This is a genomic window from Pantoea agglomerans NBRC 102470, from assembly GCF_001598475.1.
In the GTDB taxonomy this organism is placed as follows: Bacteria; Pseudomonadota; Gammaproteobacteria; order Enterobacterales; family Enterobacteriaceae; genus Pantoea; species Pantoea agglomerans.
Genome location: NZ_BCZA01000005.1, coordinates 108,624 through 127,162, shown reverse-complemented (window position 1 = coordinate 127,162; position 18,539 = coordinate 108,624). Strand labels below are relative to the sequence as shown.

Genomic DNA, 18,539 nt, shown 5'->3' with positions numbered 1-18,539 from the left:
GCCATGACAATAACTCCTCACCAATTGATTGCGTTGCTACCGCTGTTAATCGTCGGATTGACGGTGGTGGTTGTGATGCTGTCCATTGCCTGGCGACGCAACCACTTCGTTAACGCCACGCTAACGGTAGTTGGCCTGAACCTGGCGCTGCTCTCGCTGTACTTTGTCGGTCAGGTCGGGGCGATGGATGTCACGCCGCTGCTGCGCGTCGATGGCTATTCGATGTTCTATACCGCGCTGGTCATGCTGGCGAGTCTGGCGACCTGTACCTTTGCCTATCCATGGCTGGCGGGCTTCCCGGACAACAAAGATGAGTTCTACCTGCTGGTGCTGATTGCGGCACTTGGTGGCATCGTGCTGGCCAGTGCTAACCATCTGGCTTCGCTGTTCATCGGTATTGAACTGCTGTCGCTGCCGCTGTTTGGTCTGATTGGCTACGCCTTCCGCCAGAAACGTTCACTGGAAGCCGCACTGAAGTACACCATTCTTTCGGCGGCGGCCTCGTCGTTCCTGCTGTTTGGTATTGCGCTGATCTACGCCGACTCCGGTAACCTGAGCTTTGTGGCACTGGGCCAGAGCCTGACTGACAGCATGATCCACGAGCCACTGCTGCTGGTGGGTCTGGGTATGATGATTATCGGTCTGGGCTTTAAGCTCTCACTGGTTCCGTTCCACCTCTGGACCCCCGATGTTTATCAGGGTGCGCCTGCGCCGGTTTCAACCTTCCTGGCCACCGCCAGCAAGATTGCTATCTTCGGTGTCATCATGCGTCTGTTTATGTACGCGCCGGTGACCGACAGCGAAGCGGTGCGCACAGTGCTGGCCATGATCGCCTTCGTGTCGATTCTGTTCGGTAACCTGATGGCGATTTCGCAGAGCAACATCAAGCGTCTGCTGGGTTACTCCTCTATCGCCCACCTCGGTTATCTGCTGGTGGCACTGATTGCGGTGAAAGATCATCAGCTGTCGCTGGAAACATCTGGCGTATACCTGGCCGGTTATCTGTTCAGCAGCCTGGGTGCCTTTGGTGTGGTGAGTCTGATGTCCAGCCCGTATCGTGGCCCGGATGCTGACTCGCTCTACTCCTATCGCGGCCTGTTCTGGCATCGTCCTATTCTGTCAGCGGTGATGACGGTGATGATGCTGTCACTGGCGGGTATCCCGATGACGCTGGGCTTTATCGGTAAATTCTACGTTATCGCTTCAGGCGTCAGTGCGCACCTGTGGTGGCTGACCGGTGCTGTAGTCGCGGGTAGTGCGATTGGCCTCTACTACTATCTGCGCGTGACGGTGAGTCTCTACCTCAGCCCGCCAGAACTGCATACCCGTGATACCCCGGCTAACTGGGCATTTACGGCCGGTGGTGTGGTAGTACTGATTTCTGCCATTCTGGTGCTGCTGTTAGGGGTTTACCCGCAGCCGCTGATCAGACTGGTGCAGATGGCTCAGCCGCTGATGTAAGCGCGTTGCTGCGACTGACGAATCAGGCCTCCGGGCCTGATTTTTTTTGCCTGTAAGATAGTGTCACCAGCAGGTGCTGGCGACACCGCGCTGATGTAGAGTGTGTGGTTTAAAGGAGAGACCATGGACATTAACTGGCAGGATAAACACCATAGCGAATTGACCCCCTCACAGCTCTATGCACTGCTGGCGTTGCGCAGTGCCGTGTTTGTGGTGGAACAGCAGTGCGCTTACCTTGATGTGGATGGCAAAGATTTGCACGCGGAAAACCGGCATCTGCTGGGAATGGCGGATGATCAGCTGGTGGCCTATGCGCGACTGCTCTCCCCGGAGGATGAGACCAGCCCGGTGAAAATCGGACGGGTGATTGTTTCAGATCGGGTTCGTGGTGCGCGGCTGGGGAACCGTCTGATGGAGCAGGCAATCAACAGTTGTCAGCAACACTGGCCGGGCCGCGATCTGTTTCTCTCCGCGCAGGCGCATCTGGAAAGTTTCTATGGGCAGCATGGCTTTGTCGCGGTGGGGGAGAACTACCTGGAAGATGGGATCCCTCACGTCGATATGCTGAAGAACGCGCCATAAAAAAAGGCGAGGCCTGAGCCTCGCCTGTTTACATCAACCCACCGTCATCTGGCGGTCGTCGACATATTTACGCTGATCCGGCGCAGGCGGGAAATATTGATAGAGCCAGGTTTCACTCAGCGTCTCATCTTTGCTGCGCAGGAACAGACGCATCTCTACCGGCTCGGTGGAATCGCTGTTCGGATACCAGTCAAACAGGATGCGATAGCCCTTAAGCGGATCGACATACAGAATCTCAACCTGCTTCACGCTACCGGATGAAACGGTAATCACCGGCTCAATCCCTTTCGGCGCAGCAGCCTGCAGATCGCCACCAATAAAATCGATGGCGAAGCGGCGGCACCAGGTTTCCGGGAAGTGTTCGCCAGGTGCCCACCCTTCCGGGAAACCACCGATACCGGTACGGGTTGCATCCACGCGCGCCAGACCGCTACGCACCGGCGGCAGACCACTCCAGTAAAGCTTGTAGGAGAAGTTCAGCTCGCTGCCCGCTTTGATTGGCTCAGCCGGTTGCCAGAAGCAGACCACGTTATCCAGCGTTTCACCCGTAGTCGGGATCTCCATCAGGTTGATCGCGCCTTTGCCCCACTTACCGACCGGCTCAACCCACAGGCTGGGACGTTTGTCATACCAGCCAATCACATCCTGATAATCTTTGAAGTCGTGATTAAGCTGCAGCAGGCCAAACCCACGTGGATTCTCATCTTCATAGGCGTTGAACTGCAGACGCTGAGGATTATTCAGCGGACGGGCAATCCATTCACCTTTACCGGTCCACATCGCCAGGCGATCGGAGTCATGGATCTGCGGATGGTAAGTGTTGCACATGCGGCGTTCGTTGGTGCCGCAGCTGAACATACTGGTCATTGGCGAGATGCCAATCTGACGGATCTCTTTACGGGCAAACAGGTGGTTTTCCACCTCCATCACCACGCGTTTCTCTTCGCAATGGATGATGAATTTGTAAGCACCGGTGACGCTGGCACCATCCAGCAGGGCGTAGCAGGTAAAGGTGGTATCTTCCGCTTTTGGCGTTTCAAACCAGAAGGCGGTGAAATCGGGAAACTCTTCCTGGCCATTGCTGAAGGTGTTGATCGCTACGCCACGCGCCGAGAGGCCGTACTGGAAAGTATCGTCAACGGCACGGAAGTAGCTTGCGCCAAGGAAGGAGACGATGTCGCGACGGGCCAGTTCCGGTTTTTTAAAGGCGCGGAACCCGGCGAAGCCGAGGTCAGTTTTGCCCTCCAGCTGCTTCGTATCAACTTTGGCGTCGTTGTAGTTGAACAATTCGGGACGGAAGTGAATTTCGCGCGCTTCGCGACTCTCGCCGTCGACAGAGAACATGCGGATGCGCCGCTTGAAGCCCATACCGACATGGAAGAACTGAACGTCCAGTTGACGATCGGGCAGGTTGTTCCAGAGTGAGTGGTTGGCGTCATACTGAATTTCGTTGTACGCCTGCGGGGTCAATGTGGCCAGCGTCTCCGGCAGCGCGCCCGGTGCTCCGCCCCAGGGTTTTTTCGCCAGTGCAGCCGCGTTTTTCTTCAATACGTCGAAATCGAAGCGTACGGCGGTTCCGTCAGCAATGCCATCTTCTGCCCATGCGGATTGCGCAAACAGCGTTGACAGGCCGGTCATGCCGCTGACGGCGGAGAAGGCCATTGACGCTTTCATAAACATTCTTCGATTCATGCCAGAGATTATTCCTTAGCTGTTCGAGGGTGTCGTGACTGTCGTGCAAAATGCACTTTCATGGCCCGATAATCACAGGCAACAGAGGGGTACGACAGTAGGGTTACTGGAAAATTCAGTCACAACAAAATTTATCAGATTAATCAAAGAAGCGAAGCGAAATTCCGCGGTTGCCGCTGCGTCTTACACTTCTTTGCGTAGCGAAACGGCGCACAGCCTGCACTAAGCAAGATTAACAGATGAAAAATCAGGTGATTCCTGGAGCAGGAAATCAGCAGAGCGCCAGATTATGACTATAGTTAATGAACTGCTTTGCAATTCACACGGAGGAAACGATGGTAAATCAGACAAATCAATTCGAAACGGGCCTCGATGACGATATTGCGTTACTGACCGAAACGCTGGAAGAAGTTCTTAAGGCATCAGGTGATCCGGCCGATCAGAAGTACATTGAGCTTAAGAGCAAAGCCGAACAGGCGCTGAACGATGTGAAATCCCGTGTCAGCCAGGCGTCCGATAGCTACTACTATCGCGCTAAACAAGCGGCTTACCGTGCAGACGATTACGTGCACGAAAAACCGTGGCAGGGTGTCGGTATCGGTGCAACAGCCGGTCTGGTACTTGGTCTGCTGCTGGCGCGTCGCTAATCGCGATTCGCTGACTCAGTTGTAGCAGACAACAGTAGTAAAAAAGCGGCGGGGCAATCCCGCCGTTTTTATTGGTTTTTAACTCCCTGAACACCTTCACCACCCTTGATCCTGCTTCACCCTCGCTATCTTTATGTGCAACGTGCCTGAGACGCAATGGTCACAATCCCTGGTGATGCCGATTGTGTCTGGCGGGAGGAGTTCGTACAGTAAAGCAAACGTGAAAAGGAGAACTCAACGTGATTAGAGTAGAGATGCTGTCGACCGGGGATGAGGTGCTGCATGGCCAAATCGTCGATACCAACGCAGCCTGGCTGGCGGATATGTTGTTCCAGCAAGGGTTGCCTATGACCAGCCGTACCACGGTAGGAGATTCACTCGAATCGCTAATCGCCACGCTACAGGCGCGCAGCCATGAGGCAGATGTGCTGATTGTGAATGGCGGTCTGGGGCCGACCAGTGACGATCTCAGTGCGCTGGCAGCCGCCAGAGCCTGTGGCGTTGAGCTTGAGGTGCAGCAGGAGTGGCTGGAACAGATGGAAGCCTGGTTCGCCAGCCGGGGACGCGTGATGGCGGCCAGCAATCGCAAGCAGGCGGAAATCCCGGCCAATGCGGAACTGATTGATAATCCGGTCGGTACCGCCTGTGGCTTTGCCCTGCAACTCAATCGCTGCTGGATGTTCTTCACGCCTGGTGTGCCGTCTGAATTTAAAGTGATGGTGGAGCAGCAGATCATCCCCCGTCTGAAAGCGAAATTTTCGCCGCCCGAGCCACCGATTTGTCTGCGGCTGACCACCTTTGGTCGCGGTGAAAGCGATATTGCCGCCGAACTGGAGCCGCTGGCGCTGCCGGAAGGCGTGGTCATGGGATATCGCTCGTCCATGCCGATCATTGAGATCAAGCTCACCGGCCCGGCCAGTCAGCGGGTGGCGATGGAGCAGGTGTGGCAGCAGGTGCGTCTGCAACTGGCGGAGTGCACCATTTTCGAAGGCACCGAAGGCTTACCGGCGCTGCTGGCACGTGAGCTGGAGCAGCGCGGTGAGCAGCTGGCAATCAGTGAGCAATACACCGCCGGACTGCTCTACTGGCAGTTGGCTGGCGCCAGCGTGCCGCTGCGTGGCGCTGACATCTTTCCACCCCGGCAGGAGACGCTGGAGCAGCAGGTGATCCGCACCCGCGAACTTGCTGCACAGCAGCAGGCTGCGCTGGCGCTCTCTGTTGGCAGCCTGGAGCAGGAAGAGATTTCGGTGGCGCTGCATACACCGGATGGCAGTTTTGGTCAGCGCGTGAAGTTCAGTACCGGTCGCCATAATCTGGAGACGCGGCAGAAGGTGGTGGCAATGATGGCGATGAACATGCTGCGCCGCTGGTTACACGGCAGCGAAGTGAGCACCGGTCACGGCTGGATTGATGTGGTTGAAACTGTCAGACAGTAATATCAGTGAAAATAAAACGGGCGCCTGAGGCGCCCGTTTTTGTATGTGACTGCGAATTAACCCCCATACAGCGTCATTCTCGCAGCAATAAATTAGCTCAAAGCGCAGGGAACACGGGCAGAGGAGGAAAGCGTCCCGCGCTTGGGACAAAAACGCCGGGAGCGTTTTTGAACAACGCAACGCGTTGGCCCGGCTACGGGCGCACCTCAGGGATGAGGTGCGTAATCGCGCGGGCCGAGCTGTCAGGGATGACGCTTTTTGCGTCTTTCCGATCTGACCGTGTTCCCTAAGCTGACTCGATCTCACAGCAAATCAAGCCAGACTTATTCCACCTCAGTTATAACTCCAGCTCAATCTCGCCTTTGGCTTTGCAGCAGCAGGGCAGGATCTCATCCTGCTGCACAAAGGCCAGCGGCCGCTGTGGGTAATGCACTTCGCCTTTCAGCAGCCGCATCCGGCAGGAGCCGCAATAACCTTCGCGGCACTGAAACTCCACGCAGAGATTGTTGGCTTCCAGCAGCGTCAGCAGATTGGTATGCTCGTCTGTGCATTCCAGCCGGGTGCCGGAACTGCGCAGAATAACAACGTCGCGACTCATAATTAAAGCTGGAAGTCGTCGAAGTCGTTAGCGCCTACTTCAGAATCGATCTGACCCACCAGATAGGAGCTCACTTCCACTTCCTGCGGCGCAACCTGAACGTTGTCAGAGACCAGCCAGGAGTTAATCCATGGGATTGGGTTTGAGCGCGTCTGGAACGGCAAATCAAGGCCAACAGCCTGCATACGGATATTGGTGATGTACTCAATGTACTGGCAGAGAATATCTTTGTTCAGGCCGATCATTGAGCCGCCGCTGAACAGATATTCTGCCCACTCTTTCTCCTGCAGCGCTGCTTTCTTAAACAGCTCGAAGCACTCTTCACGGCACTCTGCCGCAATCTCTTTCATCTCCGGATCGTCTTCACCGCTGCGCAGCAGATTCAGCATGTGCTGGGTGCCGGTCAGGTGCAGCGCTTCATCGCGGGCAATCAGCTTGATGATTTTGGCATTGCCTTCCATCAGCTCGCGCTCGGCGAACGCGAATGAACAGGCGAAGCTGACATAGAAACGGATCGCTTCCAGCGCATTGACGCTCATCAGGCAGATATAGAGCTGCTTCTTCAGGGCGCGCAGGCTGACGACAACCGGTTTGCCGTTGACCTGATGCGTGCCTTCACCCAGCTGATGCCAGTAGTTGGTCATCTCAATCAGATCGTCGTAATAGCGTGAGATATCCTGAGCACGCGCCAGAATCTGCTCATTGGTGACGATATCGTCAAACACCACTGCCGGATCGTTAACGATATTACGGATGATGTGGGTGTAAGAACGGGAGTGAATCGTCTCTGAGAACGCCCAGGTTTCAATCCAGGTTTCCAGTTCAGGAATCGAGATCAGCGGCAGCAGCGCGACGTTCGGGCTGCGGCCCTGAATCGAATCCAGCAGCGTCTGATACTTCAGGTTGCTGATAAAGATATGTTTTTCATGATCCGGCAGCGCCTGGTAATCGATGCGATCGCGTGAAACGTCGACCTCTTCCGGACGCCAGAAGAAGGAGAGCTGCTTTTCGATCAGCTTTTCAAAGATGTCATATTTTTGCTGGTCGAAGCGCGCCACGTTTACGGACTGACCGAAAAACATCGGCTCTTTCAGCTGATCATTTTTGTTCTGTGAGAAAGTGGAGTAAGCCATAAAAGTTGTCCAAAAGTAGACGAAGCCAGGCCTCGTGAAATGAATGAGGCGGGAGATTCTCCCGCCTGACCATTAGATCTTACAGGCGCCGCTCTCGCAGCCATCATCCTGGATGGAAGGTGCCAGGTCATCCTGCGCATCTTCAGCACCGTCACGGGTGTTTTGATAGTAGAGCGTTTTCACGCCGAACTTATACGCCGTCAGCAGATCTTTCAGCAGCTGTTTCATCGGCACTTTACCGTTGGTGAAGCGCGACGGATCGTAGTTGGTGTTGGACGAAATCGCCTGGTCGATGAATTTCTGCATCAGACCCACCAGTTGCAGGTAGCCATCGTTGTTCGGCATTTCCCACAGCAGTTCGTACTGATCTTTCAGACGCTCATACTCCGGTACGACCTGACGCAGGATGCCATCTTTCGACGCTTTGATGCTGATGTGACCGCGCGGAGGCTCAATACCGTTGGTGGCATTGGAGATCTGCGACGAGGTTTCAGACGGCATCAGCGCAGACAGAGTCGAGTTGCGCAGGCCGTGCGTTTTAATCTCTTCACGCAGGCTTTCCCAGTCGAGATGCAGCGGTTCGTTGCTGATCGCGTCCAGATCTTTCTTGTAGGTGTCGATAGGCAGAATGCCCTGCGCATAGGTGGTTTCATTGAACCACGGGCAGGCACCTTGCTCTTTCGCCAGCTCATTTGAGGCTTTCAGCAGGTAATACTGAATCGCTTCAAAGGTTTTGTGCGTCAGGCCATTGGCGCTGCCATCGGAGTAGCGCACACCATGCTTCGCCAGATAGTAGGCGTAGTTGATGACGCCGATACCCAGAGTACGACGACCCATCGCGCCACGCTGGGCAGCCGGGATCGGGTAGTCCTGATAGTCGAGCAGCGCATCAAGCGCGCGTACTGCCAGGGTAGCCAGCTCTTCCAGATCGTCGAGGCTTTCGATGGCGCCGAGGTTGAACGCAGAGAGCGTACACAGGGCAATCTCACCGTTTTCGTCGTTAACATCTTCCAGCGGTTTGGTCGGCAGGGCGATTTCCAGGCAGAGGTTAGACTGGCGAACCGGCGCAATGCTCGGGTCAAACGGGCTGTGGGTGTTGCAGTGATCGACGTTCTGAATGTAGATACGGCCAGTAGAGGCGCGTTCCTGCATCATCAGTGAGAAGAGATCGACCGCTTTAACACGCTGCTTGCGGATGCTCTGATCCTGCTCATATTTGGTATAGAGGCGCTCAAACTCATCCTGATTGGCGAAGAATGCGTCATACAGGCCAGGCACATCAGACGGGCTGAACAGGGTGATATCTTCGCCTTTCAGCAGGCGCTGATACATCAGCTTGTTGAGCTGTACACCATAGTCCATGTGACGCACGCGGTTGCCTTCAACACCACGGTTGTTCTTCAGCACCAGCAGGCTTTCGATTTCCAGATGCCACATCGGGTAGAACAGGGTGGCTGCGCCGCCACGAACGCCGCCCTGAGAACAGGACTTCACAGCGGTCTGGAAATGCTTGTAGAACGGGATACAGCCGGTATGGAACGCTTCACCGCCGCGAATCGGGCTGCCCAGCGCACGGATACGACCGGCGTTGATACCGATGCCGGCACGCTGAGAGACATATTTCACAATTGCGCTGGAGGTGGCGTTGATGGAGTCCAGGCTGTCGCCGCACTCGATCAGCACACAGGAGCTGAACTGACGTGTTGGGGTGCGTACGCCAGACATGATTGGCGTCGGCAGGGAGATTTTAAACGTCGAGATCGCATCATAGAAACGCTTGATGTAATCCATACGCGTGTCGCGCGGGTAGCCGGAGAAGAGGCAGGCGGCGACCAGAATGTAGAGGAACTGCGCGCTTTCGTAGATTTCACCCGAAACGCGGTTCTGCACCAGATATTTGCCTTCCAGCTGCTTCACAGCGGCATAGGAGAAGTTCATGTCACGCCAGTGGTCGAGGAACTCGTCCATCTGCGCAAACTCTTCCTGGCTGTAATCTTCCAGCAGGTGACGATCATATTTGCCCATGTCGACCATCTTAACGACCTGGTCATAGAGCTTTGGCGGCTCAAACTGACCATACGCTTTTTTGCGCAGGTGGAAGATCGCCAGGCGGGCAGCCAGGTACTGATAGTCAGGGGCATCGCGGGAGATGAGGTCTGCTGCGGCCTTGATGATGGTCTCATGAATGTCAGAGGTTCTGATGCCATCATAGAACTGAATGTGAGAGCGCAGCTCAACCTGTGAAACTGAGACGTTGTTCAGCCCTTCAGCTGCCCAGTCCAGCACACGGTGAATTTTGTCGAGATCAATGCGCTCCTGGCGGCCATCGCGTTTAGTAACGAGCAGACTCTGGTTCATGTCGCGTTTTTACCTTTGCGTGAGTATCCAAAAATTAAAAGAAATCCCGGTTTATACACAGCCTATTCATTGTGAATAATGTGTGGATAAACACTACATCTAGGGGGTGATGGGAAAAGCCATAACTACATGGGGGCATATTTTAGTATTTTACGGCCGCTTAACAAGAGCAAAAAATGATGGCTGGAGGGGTTGTAATTCTTGCGAAATTTCTTAGCCCACGCCTTGTAAGGCCTGGCATCATGTCAACCAGATCACACTTTTTTTTCTTATTATGATCGGGCGCGTGTTTCTTATTCAATCCTCAGGATTCAGCAGGAAAAGGGATGAAAAATGGCTAAAAGCCGCTAGCGGGTTGCTGGTCAGCAGAGAATCGGATGCGGTAACGCTGAAGAGGATGGAACCGGGCTGATGTAACCTATTGGCAGACATCAGAATGCCTCTGGCGCGGTGAGTGCTGTGACCGGCACAGGGAGAACGGGCGCAGAAGAGGAGATGCCCGCCCTGATTCAGGCGGGCGGGTCACTCAGACGGCGCGGTGGGTGTGCACCATATAATTCACGTCAGTGCCGGGAGCCAGTTTGAATCGGTTAGTCACCGGGTTGTAATGCAGGCCAATGATGTGGCGTTCACGCAGGGCCGTTTCATCGACCCAGCCCAGCAGTTCGGAAGGACGGATAAATTTCTTCACGTCGTGAGTGCCGCGCGGCAGCATGCGCAACACATATTCCGCACCAAATATCGCCAGCAGCCAGGCTTTTGGATTGCGGTTCAGCGTAGAGAAGAAGACTTCGCCGCCGGGTTTGACCAGCTTCGCACAGGCGTGAACCACTGAGCGCGGATCCGGCACGTGCTCCAGCATCTCCATGCAGGTCACCACATCATATTTTCCGGCGTGCTGCTCCGCATGCTCTTCGACGGTCTGCTGCACGTAGTCCAGCGTCACTCCGCTCTCCAGAGCATGCAGGCGCGCCACGGCCAGCGGTTCCGCGCCCATGTCCAGGCCCGTGACCACGGCACCTTCACGCGCCATGCTTTCGGCTAAGATGCCGCCGCCGCATCCGACGTCGAGCACGGTTTTACCGAACAAGCCGTTGCTGTGCTGCGCGATATAGCCCAGGCGCAGCGGGTTAATGCGGTGCAACGGTTTAAATTCACCCTCCAGATCCCACCAGCGCGAGGCAACGGCCTCAAACTTGGCAATTTCCTGCGCATCGACGTTCTGCTGATGATTCTGCGGTTGTGCATTCATTGAATCGTAACTCCTGACAAAATGTGCCCACAGTATAAACGCTTAACCGCAGATGGCACACCTTTCAGGCGCAAGGAAAAGCGGGTGAAATCGGTGGTTAGCGTTCACCAGAGCATTGCAGTGTGATATACTTTCGCACCTTTAAAATCCGGGATTAAGTAGAGGGATAGCGGCTCCATGAGCGACCTTGCGAGAGAAATTACACCGGTCAATATCGAAGAAGAATTAAAAAATTCTTACCTCGGTTACGCCATGTCGGTCATCGTTGGCCGAGCTTTACCCGATGTGCGTGATGGCCTGAAGCCGGTTCATCGTCGCGTACTTTTTGCGATGAGTGTACTGGGTAACGACTGGAACAAACCCTATAAAAAATCTGCCCGCGTCGTCGGTGACGTTATCGGTAAATATCACCCGCATGGTGATTCCGCCGTTTACGACACCATTGTACGTATGGCCCAGCCTTTCTCCCTGCGTTACATGCTGGTGGACGGACAAGGCAACTTCGGTTCCATCGACGGCGACTCCGCCGCGGCGATGCGTTATACCGAAATTCGCATGTCGAAAATCGCCCACGACCTGTTAGCTGACCTGGAAAAAGATACCGTCGATTTCGTACCGAACTACGACGGCACTGAGCAGATCCCTGAAGTTCTGCCGACCAAAATCCCTAACCTGCTGGTGAACGGCTCTTCCGGTATCGCCGTGGGTATGGCAACCAACATTCCGCCGCATAACCTGCGTGAAGTGATTAACGGCTGTCTGGCTTACATTGAAAATGAAGACATCAGCATTGAAGAGCTGATGGAGCACATTCCGGGGCCTGATTTCCCGACCGCCGCTATCATCAATGGTCGCCGTGGCATCGAAGAAGCGTACCGCACCGGACGCGGTAAAATTTATATTCGTGCGCGTGGCGAAGTGGAAGCTGATGCTAAAACGGGCCGCGAGACCATCATCATTCATGAGCTGCCGTATCAGGTTAACAAGGCACGCCTGATTGAGAAGATTGCGGAGCTGGTGAAAGAGAAGCGTGTCGAAGGCATCAGCGCACTGCGCGATGAGTCTGATAAAGACGGCATGCGTATCGTGATTGAGATCAAGCGCGATGCGGTCGGCGAAGTCGTGCTGAATAATCTCTATTCACTGACCCAGTTGCAGACCTCGTTTGGTATCAACATGGTCGCCCTGCATCAGGGTCAGCCGAAGATCATGGCGCTGAAGGAGATTCTGGACGCCTTTGTTCGCCATCGTCGTGAAGTTGTGACGCGTCGTACTATCTTTGAACTGCGTAAGGCGCGCGATCGTGCGCATATCCTGGAAGGTCTGGCGATTGCGCTGGCGAATATCGATCCTATCATCGAGCTGATTCGTCGTGCACCAAACCCGGCAGAAGCAAAAGCGGGTCTGATTGCGCAGGCGTGGGATCTCGGTAACGTGTCAGCGATGCTGGAACGTGCCGGTGATGACGCCGCGCGTCCGGAGTGGCTGGATCCACAATACGGCATCCGTGATGGTCAATACTATCTGACCGAGCAGCAGGCTCAGGCGATTCTGGATCTGCGTCTGCAGAAACTGACCGGCCTTGAGCACGAGAAGCTGCTGGATGAGTATAAAGCGCTGCTGGAGCAGATCGCTGAGCTGCTGCGCATTCTGTCGAACGCGGACCGTCTGATGGAAGTGATCCGCGAAGAGCTGGAGCTGATGCGTGATCAGTTCGGTGATGAGCGTCGCACAGAGATTACTGCCAACACGGCTGACATTAATATCGAAGACCTGATCAATCAGGAAGATGTTGTGGTGACATTGTCGCATCAGGGCTATGTGAAGTATCAGCCGCTGACCGACTATGAAGCGCAGCGTCGTGGTGGTAAGGGCAAATCAGCCGCACGTATCAAAGAAGAGGACTTCATTGATCGTCTGCTGGTCGCCAATACGCATGACACGATTCTTTGCTTCTCCAGCCGTGGCCGTCTCTACTGGATGAAGGTTTACCAGCTGCCGGAAGCAAGCCGTGGCGCACGTGGACGTCCAATCGTCAACCTGCTGCCGCTGGAAGCCAACGAGCGTATTACGGCGATTCTGCCGGTACGTGAGTATACCGAAGGCTTTAATATCTTTATGGCGACCGCGCTCGGTACTGTGAAGAAGACCGCACTGAAAGAGTTCAGCCGTCCACGCAGCGCGGGCATTATTGCCGTGAATCTGCGTGACGACGATGAGCTGATCGGTGTGGCGCTGACCAACGGTAACGATGAGGCGATGCTGTTCTCAGCGGCCGGTAAAGTGGTGCGCTTTGCAGAAACCGCAGTCCGTGCGATGGGTCGTACCGCCTCTGGCGTACGCGGCATCAGGCTGGCTGAAGGCGATCGCGTTGTGTCATTGATTGTGCCGCGTGAAGAGGGTGCAATTATGACCGTGACGCAGAATGGTTACGGCAAGCGTACGGCCAACAGCGAATACCCGACCAAGTCGCGTGCGACTCAGGGTGTTATTTCAATCAAAGTGACCGAACGTAATGGTCCGGTGATTGGCGCCGTTCAGGTCGTTGATGGCGATCAGATTATGATGATCACCGATGCCGGTACGCTGGTGCGTACCCGCGTTTCAGAAGTGAGCGTCGTGGGTCGTAATACCCAGGGTGTGATTCTGATTCGTACCGCAGAGGATGAGAACGTCGTGGGTCTGCAGCGTGTTGCCGAGCCGGTTGAAGAAGAAGAGCTGGATTCAATCGACGGTAGCGTGGCGGAAGGCGAGGAAGATATCGCGCCGGAAGCAGAGAACGACGATGAAGAGATTGCGCCGGAAGCGGATGCAGAAGACGAAGACGACGCGGCTGAAGACGAAGAGTAATTTGTCTGGCGTGAGCTGAAGTTCGTTGCAGAAACGGCAGGTCAGGGGAAACCCGGCCTGCCGTTTTTTTTTGTGTGATGGGGAAGGAGCAGGGAGCTTAGGGCTGGAGGCTGGTTGCTGGAGGCTGGTTGCTGGTTGCTGGTTGCTGGTTGCTGGTGGCTGGTGGCTGTGAGTTGGGAGCCGCCGTAAGGCCCACTGTGCCCGATCGCAAAGGATTCCCGCATCCATGCGGATCGGCCACGCCATCCCTGGCGTGGACGCTTTGCTCTTCGGGCACAGCAGGCCTTTCTTGTTGGGATTTGGGTGTCGCTTTGAGGGGATGGGCGTGTTGTTTGAGGTGTGAGAGGCGGGTCGGGAAAATGGCTGGTGGCTGGTGGCTGGTGGCTGGTGGCTGGTGGCTGGTGGCTGATGGCTGGTGGCTGTGAGTTGGGAGCCGCCGAAAGGCCCACTATGCCCGATCGCAAAGGATTCCCGCATCCATGCGGATCGGCCACGCCATCGCGGGCCAGACGCTTTGCTCTTCGGGCATAGCAGGCCTTTCTTGGTGGGATTTGGGTGTCGCTTTGAGGGGATGGGCGTGTTGTTTGAGGTCTTAGAGGCGGGGCGGGAAAATGGCTGGCTGATGGCAGTCAGATGGGAGCCGTCGAAAGGACTGCTGTGCCCGATCGCAAAGGGTTCCCGCATCCATGCGGATCGGCCACGCCATCGCGGGCCAGACGCTTTGCTCTTCGGGCATAGCAGGCCTTTCTTGTTGGGGTTGTGGTGTCGCTTTAAGGAGATGTGTGCGTGCATTTGTTTGAGGGGGAGAGGCGGCGACTTCTTCCTAAGATAAAGATGTTGCTTTGGCTGTCTTAAAAGATTCCCAAACCGCCCGCTAAGCCTGCGGCTGGCTGGCTTTTTACGCCCGATAAAGCTAGTGTATGGGCATTAAAAATCGATGATGCGACTAACCTTGCCAACTGCGAGTTACCTTTGAAATATCCTGTCTCTTTCCGCACTACGCTTCGCATCTCGCGCTATCTTTTCCGCGCGCTGGCGCTGCTAATCTGGACGCTGGGCGCCGTTCTTACTGCGTTTTACATTATCAGCGTGCTGCACAATAAAGAGACGCAGGTTCGGCAGGAGTTTGCCAGCAACTACGGCACGATACAGTGGTATGTGCGCCATTCGGCGGACATGATGCGTGAGCTGAAATATATCACCGAGAACCGCTTAACCAACGCCAGCAGCGGTCTTGATGTGCTGACCGGTATGATGCCAGGCAAAACATCTCAGCCGCAGTTTACGCCCCTGTTTTCGGATGGCGACTGTACCTCGATGAGCAATACCTGGCGCAACTCGCTCGATTCACTCAGTTACTACATCAATTACTGGAAAAGTAACTTCGCCTCATCGTATGAGCTGAATCGGGTGTTCTTTATCGGTGGCGAGAGTCAGTGTCTGGCCGACTTCACGATTGGCAGCAGCAATGCTGACCGGGAACGCAGCCTGAAATCGCTGCGTGAGAATGTGCTGCGCTATCGCAACAGCAGCGAAGAAGATCGCCGCAATCCGATGTACTGGATTAACAGCAGTGCTCAGCCAGGCGTCGGAACCTTCTTTATGGTGGTGCCCGTCTACGTTGCTAATAAGTTACAGGCGCTGCTGGGCGTCGAACAGAATATCCGTCTGGATGAGTTTATTCAGCCGGGCAGCCTGCCGATTATCGCGTCCATTACCGATGAAAATTATCGTCCACTGCTAAATTCGCGGCGCGGCGGGCTGGGCTTCTCGCTCGATAGTCTTCCTGATGATAAAACCTGGTTCGGATACCTGAATGGTTATCGTCAGCTGGTTCTGAAAAAGCCGCTGCCGCCTTCCGATCTTAACGTGGTGTGGTCGATATCTACCGACGTGATGGTGGATCAGCTCAAGCTGATGATCATTAATGCGCTACTGCTCAATATTTTCAGCGCCGTTATTCTGTTTACCCTCGCCTGGCTGTTTGAGCGCCGGATGTTCCTGCCAGCGGAGGAGAATGCGCACCGGCTGGAAGAGCATGAGCAGTTTAACCGTAAGATTGTCGCCTCTGCGCCGGTCGGGATCTGTATTTTACGCACCAGCGACGGCACCAATATTCTGAGTAACGAGCTGGCGCACAATTATCTGACGTTGCTGACGCAGGAAGATCGCCTGCGGCTGAATGAGATTATTGGCGGGCAGCAGGTCAACTTTGTCGATGTGCTCACCGGCAGTAATACCAACCTGCAAATCAGCTTTGTGCATTCGCGCTATCGTAATGAGAACGTGGCGATTTGCGTGCTGGTCGATGTCTCGGCGCGCGTGCGGATGGAGCAGTCGCTGCAGGAGATGGCCCACGCGGCAGAGCAGGCGAGCCAGTCAAAATCGATGTTCCTTGCCACGGTCAGTCACGAACTGCGCACGCCGCTTTATGGCATTATCGGGAATCTCGATCTGCTGCAGACCAAAGAGCTGCCCAGCGGTATCGACTCGCTGGTGACGGCGATGAACAACTCCTCCAGCCTGCTGCTGAAAATCATCAGCGATATTCTCGACTTCTCAAAAATCGAATCAGAGCAGCTGAAAATTGAGCCGCGTCCGTTTGCACCTCGTGAAATCGTGACCCACATCGTCGGCAACTATCTGTCGCTGGTGGTGAAGAAGCGGCTTACGCTCTACTGCTTTATTGAGCATGACGTTCCGCAGGTGCTGGATGGCGATCCTCTGCGTCTGCAGCAGGTGATCTCGAACCTGCTGAATAACGCGATTAAGTTCACGCACACGGGCTGTATTATCCTCCACGCTTACGTTGCGCAGGGCTATCTGGCATTCCGCGTCCGTGATACTGGCGTCGGCATTCCGGCAAAAGAGCTGCCACGCCTGTTTGATCCTTTCTTCCAGGTGGGAAATGGCGTGCAGCGTAATTTCCAGGGCACCGGGCTGGGACTGGCGATCTGTGAAAAGCTGATCAATATGATGGATGGCGACATTGAGGTCGACTCAGAGCCAGGTATGGGCAGCCAGTTTATTGTGCGTATTCCAATCTACAAAGGGCAGAAGCCGTCACTGATGCTGCTGGAGGATTTACAGGATAAGAAAATCTGGCTGGCGATGCGCAACGAGTACCTCGCGGAATTTATCACGCGTCAGATTCAGCAGCAGGGCATTCAGGTCGCGGAGTATAACGGTAAGCCTGGCCACGACGATGTGGTGATGACCGATTACGAACTGGATATTGATGTCCCGCTGCGGGCACTGGTCACTTTCGATGGATCGCATGTGGATATGCCGCGTGAACGTCAGCCTGGCCGCTGGATCCACTCTACCGCCACGCTGCACGAGGTTCCGGCGCTGCTGGCGCGCATCTATCGGATCGCACTCGGCAACGACGCCGCAGATGCGCTGTTGCTGGCCGTGCCGGTAGAAGAGAAAGTGCATAACGATGACATCATGGTGTTGATTGTCGATGACCATCCGATTAACCGCATGCTGCTGTCGGAACAGCTCGGCACGCTGGGCTATCAGGTGAAGACTGCGCAGGATGGCGTTGATGCGCTTAATGTACTGAGTCGTAATGAGATTGATATCGTACTCACCGACGTGAACATGCCGAATATGGATGGTTATCGCCTGACGCAGCGGTTGCGTCAGCTTGGCCATCTCTTCCCGGTCGTTGGCGTGACGGCGAATGCGCTGGCGGAAGAGAAACAGCGTTGCATGGATGCGGGCATGGATAACTGCCTGTCGAAACCGGTGACGTTAGATGTGCTGAAAGTGACGCTGGCAATCTATGCTGATCGGGTACGTAAAACGCGGATGGGGTAGGGCAGGAAAGGGCAGAGGCGAGGCGGTGCAGGCTGCACCGCCTCAGGAAGTAACTTAGTCTCTTTCGACCTGAGTCTGGCTGACAGACGACAGGTAGTTCAGCAGTGCGATATCGTTATCCACGCCCAGTTTCATCATCGCTGATTTCTTCTGGCTACTGATGGTTTTGATACTGCGGTTCAGCTTCTTGGCAATCTCGGTGACCAGGAAACCTTCTGCAAACAGACGCAGCACTTCGCTCTCTTTCGGTGACAGGCGTTTGTCGCCATAACCACCCGCGCTGATTTTCTCCAGCAGTTTCGCAACGCTTTCCGGCGTATATTTCTTGCCTTTCTGCAGTGCAGCCAGTGCCTTTGGCAAATCGGTTGGCGCGCCCTGTTTCAGTACAATCCCTTCGATATCGAGATCAAGCACTGAACTCAGAATCGCCGGGTTATTGTTCATGGTCAGAACAATAATCGAGAGATCCGGGTAGTGGCGTTTAATATATTTAATCAGCGTAATACCATCGCCATACTTCTCACCTGGCATAGAGAGGTCGGTGATCAGGACGTTGGCGTCAAGCTTGGACAGATTATTGATCAGTGCTGTTGAGTCTTCGAACTCACCTACAACGTTAACCCATTCAATTTGTTCCAGAGATTTTCGGATACCGAAAAGGACAATTGGATGGTCATCGGCAATAATTACGTTTAAGTTATTCAT

12 protein-coding genes are annotated in these 18,539 nt (G+C 54.9%); 6 read left to right on the top strand and 6 right to left on the bottom strand.

Translation table 11 applies throughout. The annotated features are described in order from the left end of the window. Window positions 1-3 precede the first annotated feature (3 nt). The gene (gene nuoN / locus PAG01S_RS11085; protein ID WP_010258083.1) at window positions 4-1,461 is read left to right on the top strand and encodes an NADH-quinone oxidoreductase subunit NuoN; all 1,458 of its coding nucleotides are present in this window, start codon (window positions 4-6) and stop codon (window positions 1,459-1,461) included. A gap of 123 nt (window positions 1,462-1,584) precedes the next feature. Continuing rightward, complete coding sequence (locus tag PAG01S_RS11080; protein WP_010671456.1) at window positions 1,585-2,043, top strand: GNAT family N-acetyltransferase; 459 nt, start codon at window positions 1,585-1,587, stop codon at window positions 2,041-2,043. Between the two features lie 33 nt (window positions 2,044-2,076). On the opposite strand, the gene PAG01S_RS11075 is transcribed toward PAG01S_RS11080, so the two are convergent. Next, window positions 2,077-3,735, bottom strand: coding sequence for a glucan biosynthesis protein D (locus PAG01S_RS11075; protein WP_062758692.1), 1,659 nt, complete (start codon window positions 3,733-3,735; stop codon window positions 2,077-2,079). A 335-nt stretch (window positions 3,736-4,070) separates the two neighbouring features. Here PAG01S_RS11075 and elaB point away from each other — a divergent pair, with 335 nt between their 5' ends. Both elaB and PAG01S_RS11065 read left to right on the top strand, forming a co-directional pair. After that, the gene (elaB, locus tag PAG01S_RS11070; RefSeq protein WP_010258091.1) at window positions 4,071-4,382 is read left to right on the top strand and encodes a stress response protein ElaB; all 312 of its coding nucleotides are present in this window, start codon (window positions 4,071-4,073) and stop codon (window positions 4,380-4,382) included. A gap of 239 nt (window positions 4,383-4,621) precedes the next feature. Further along, window positions 4,622-5,818 carry a nicotinamide mononucleotide deamidase-related protein YfaY gene (locus tag PAG01S_RS11065; protein WP_022625069.1) on the top strand — a complete coding sequence of 399 codons (1,197 nt, stop codon included), beginning with the start codon at window positions 4,622-4,624 and terminating at the stop codon, window positions 5,816-5,818. 337 nt (window positions 5,819-6,155) lie between these two features. On the opposite strand, the gene yfaE is transcribed toward PAG01S_RS11065, so the two are convergent. The 4 genes from yfaE to ubiG form a co-directional block, all read right to left on the bottom strand. Next, window positions 6,156-6,416: a class I ribonucleotide reductase maintenance protein YfaE gene (yfaE, locus tag PAG01S_RS11060; protein WP_010258095.1), complete on the bottom strand. Its 261-nt coding sequence runs from the start codon at window positions 6,414-6,416 to the stop codon at window positions 6,156-6,158. Between the two features lie 2 nt (window positions 6,417-6,418). Then, window positions 6,419-7,549, bottom strand: a complete 1,131-nt coding sequence (nrdB, locus tag PAG01S_RS11055) for a class Ia ribonucleoside-diphosphate reductase subunit beta (RefSeq protein WP_010258096.1) — start codon at window positions 7,547-7,549, stop codon at window positions 6,419-6,421. A gap of 72 nt (window positions 7,550-7,621) precedes the next feature. Continuing rightward, the gene (nrdA, locus tag PAG01S_RS11050) at window positions 7,622-9,907 is read right to left on the bottom strand and encodes a class 1a ribonucleoside-diphosphate reductase subunit alpha (protein ID WP_010258098.1); all 2,286 of its coding nucleotides are present in this window, start codon (window positions 9,905-9,907) and stop codon (window positions 7,622-7,624) included. Between the two features lie 526 nt (window positions 9,908-10,433). Continuing rightward, window positions 10,434-11,159 (bottom strand): bifunctional 2-polyprenyl-6-hydroxyphenol methylase/3-demethylubiquinol 3-O-methyltransferase UbiG, encoded by a 726-nt coding sequence (ubiG, locus tag PAG01S_RS11045; RefSeq protein ID WP_010671459.1) that lies wholly within the window; start codon window positions 11,157-11,159, stop codon window positions 10,434-10,436. Window positions 11,160-11,336: 177 nt separating this feature from the next. Between ubiG and gyrA the strand changes: the two genes are divergently transcribed. Then, on the top strand, window positions 11,337-14,009 hold the full coding sequence (gene gyrA / locus PAG01S_RS11040) for a DNA topoisomerase (ATP-hydrolyzing) subunit A (protein WP_062758689.1): 2,673 nt from the start codon (window positions 11,337-11,339) through the stop codon (window positions 14,007-14,009). A gap of 972 nt (window positions 14,010-14,981) precedes the next feature. Continuing rightward, the gene (gene rcsC, locus PAG01S_RS11035) at window positions 14,982-17,834 is read left to right on the top strand and encodes a two-component system sensor histidine kinase RcsC (RefSeq protein ID WP_062758686.1); all 2,853 of its coding nucleotides are present in this window, start codon (window positions 14,982-14,984) and stop codon (window positions 17,832-17,834) included. A 54-nt stretch (window positions 17,835-17,888) separates the two neighbouring features. On the opposite strand, the gene rcsB is transcribed toward rcsC, so the two are convergent. Beyond that, the gene (rcsB, locus tag PAG01S_RS11030; RefSeq protein WP_009089068.1) at window positions 17,889-18,539 is read right to left on the bottom strand and encodes a response regulator transcription factor RcsB; all 651 of its coding nucleotides are present in this window, start codon (window positions 18,537-18,539) and stop codon (window positions 17,889-17,891) included.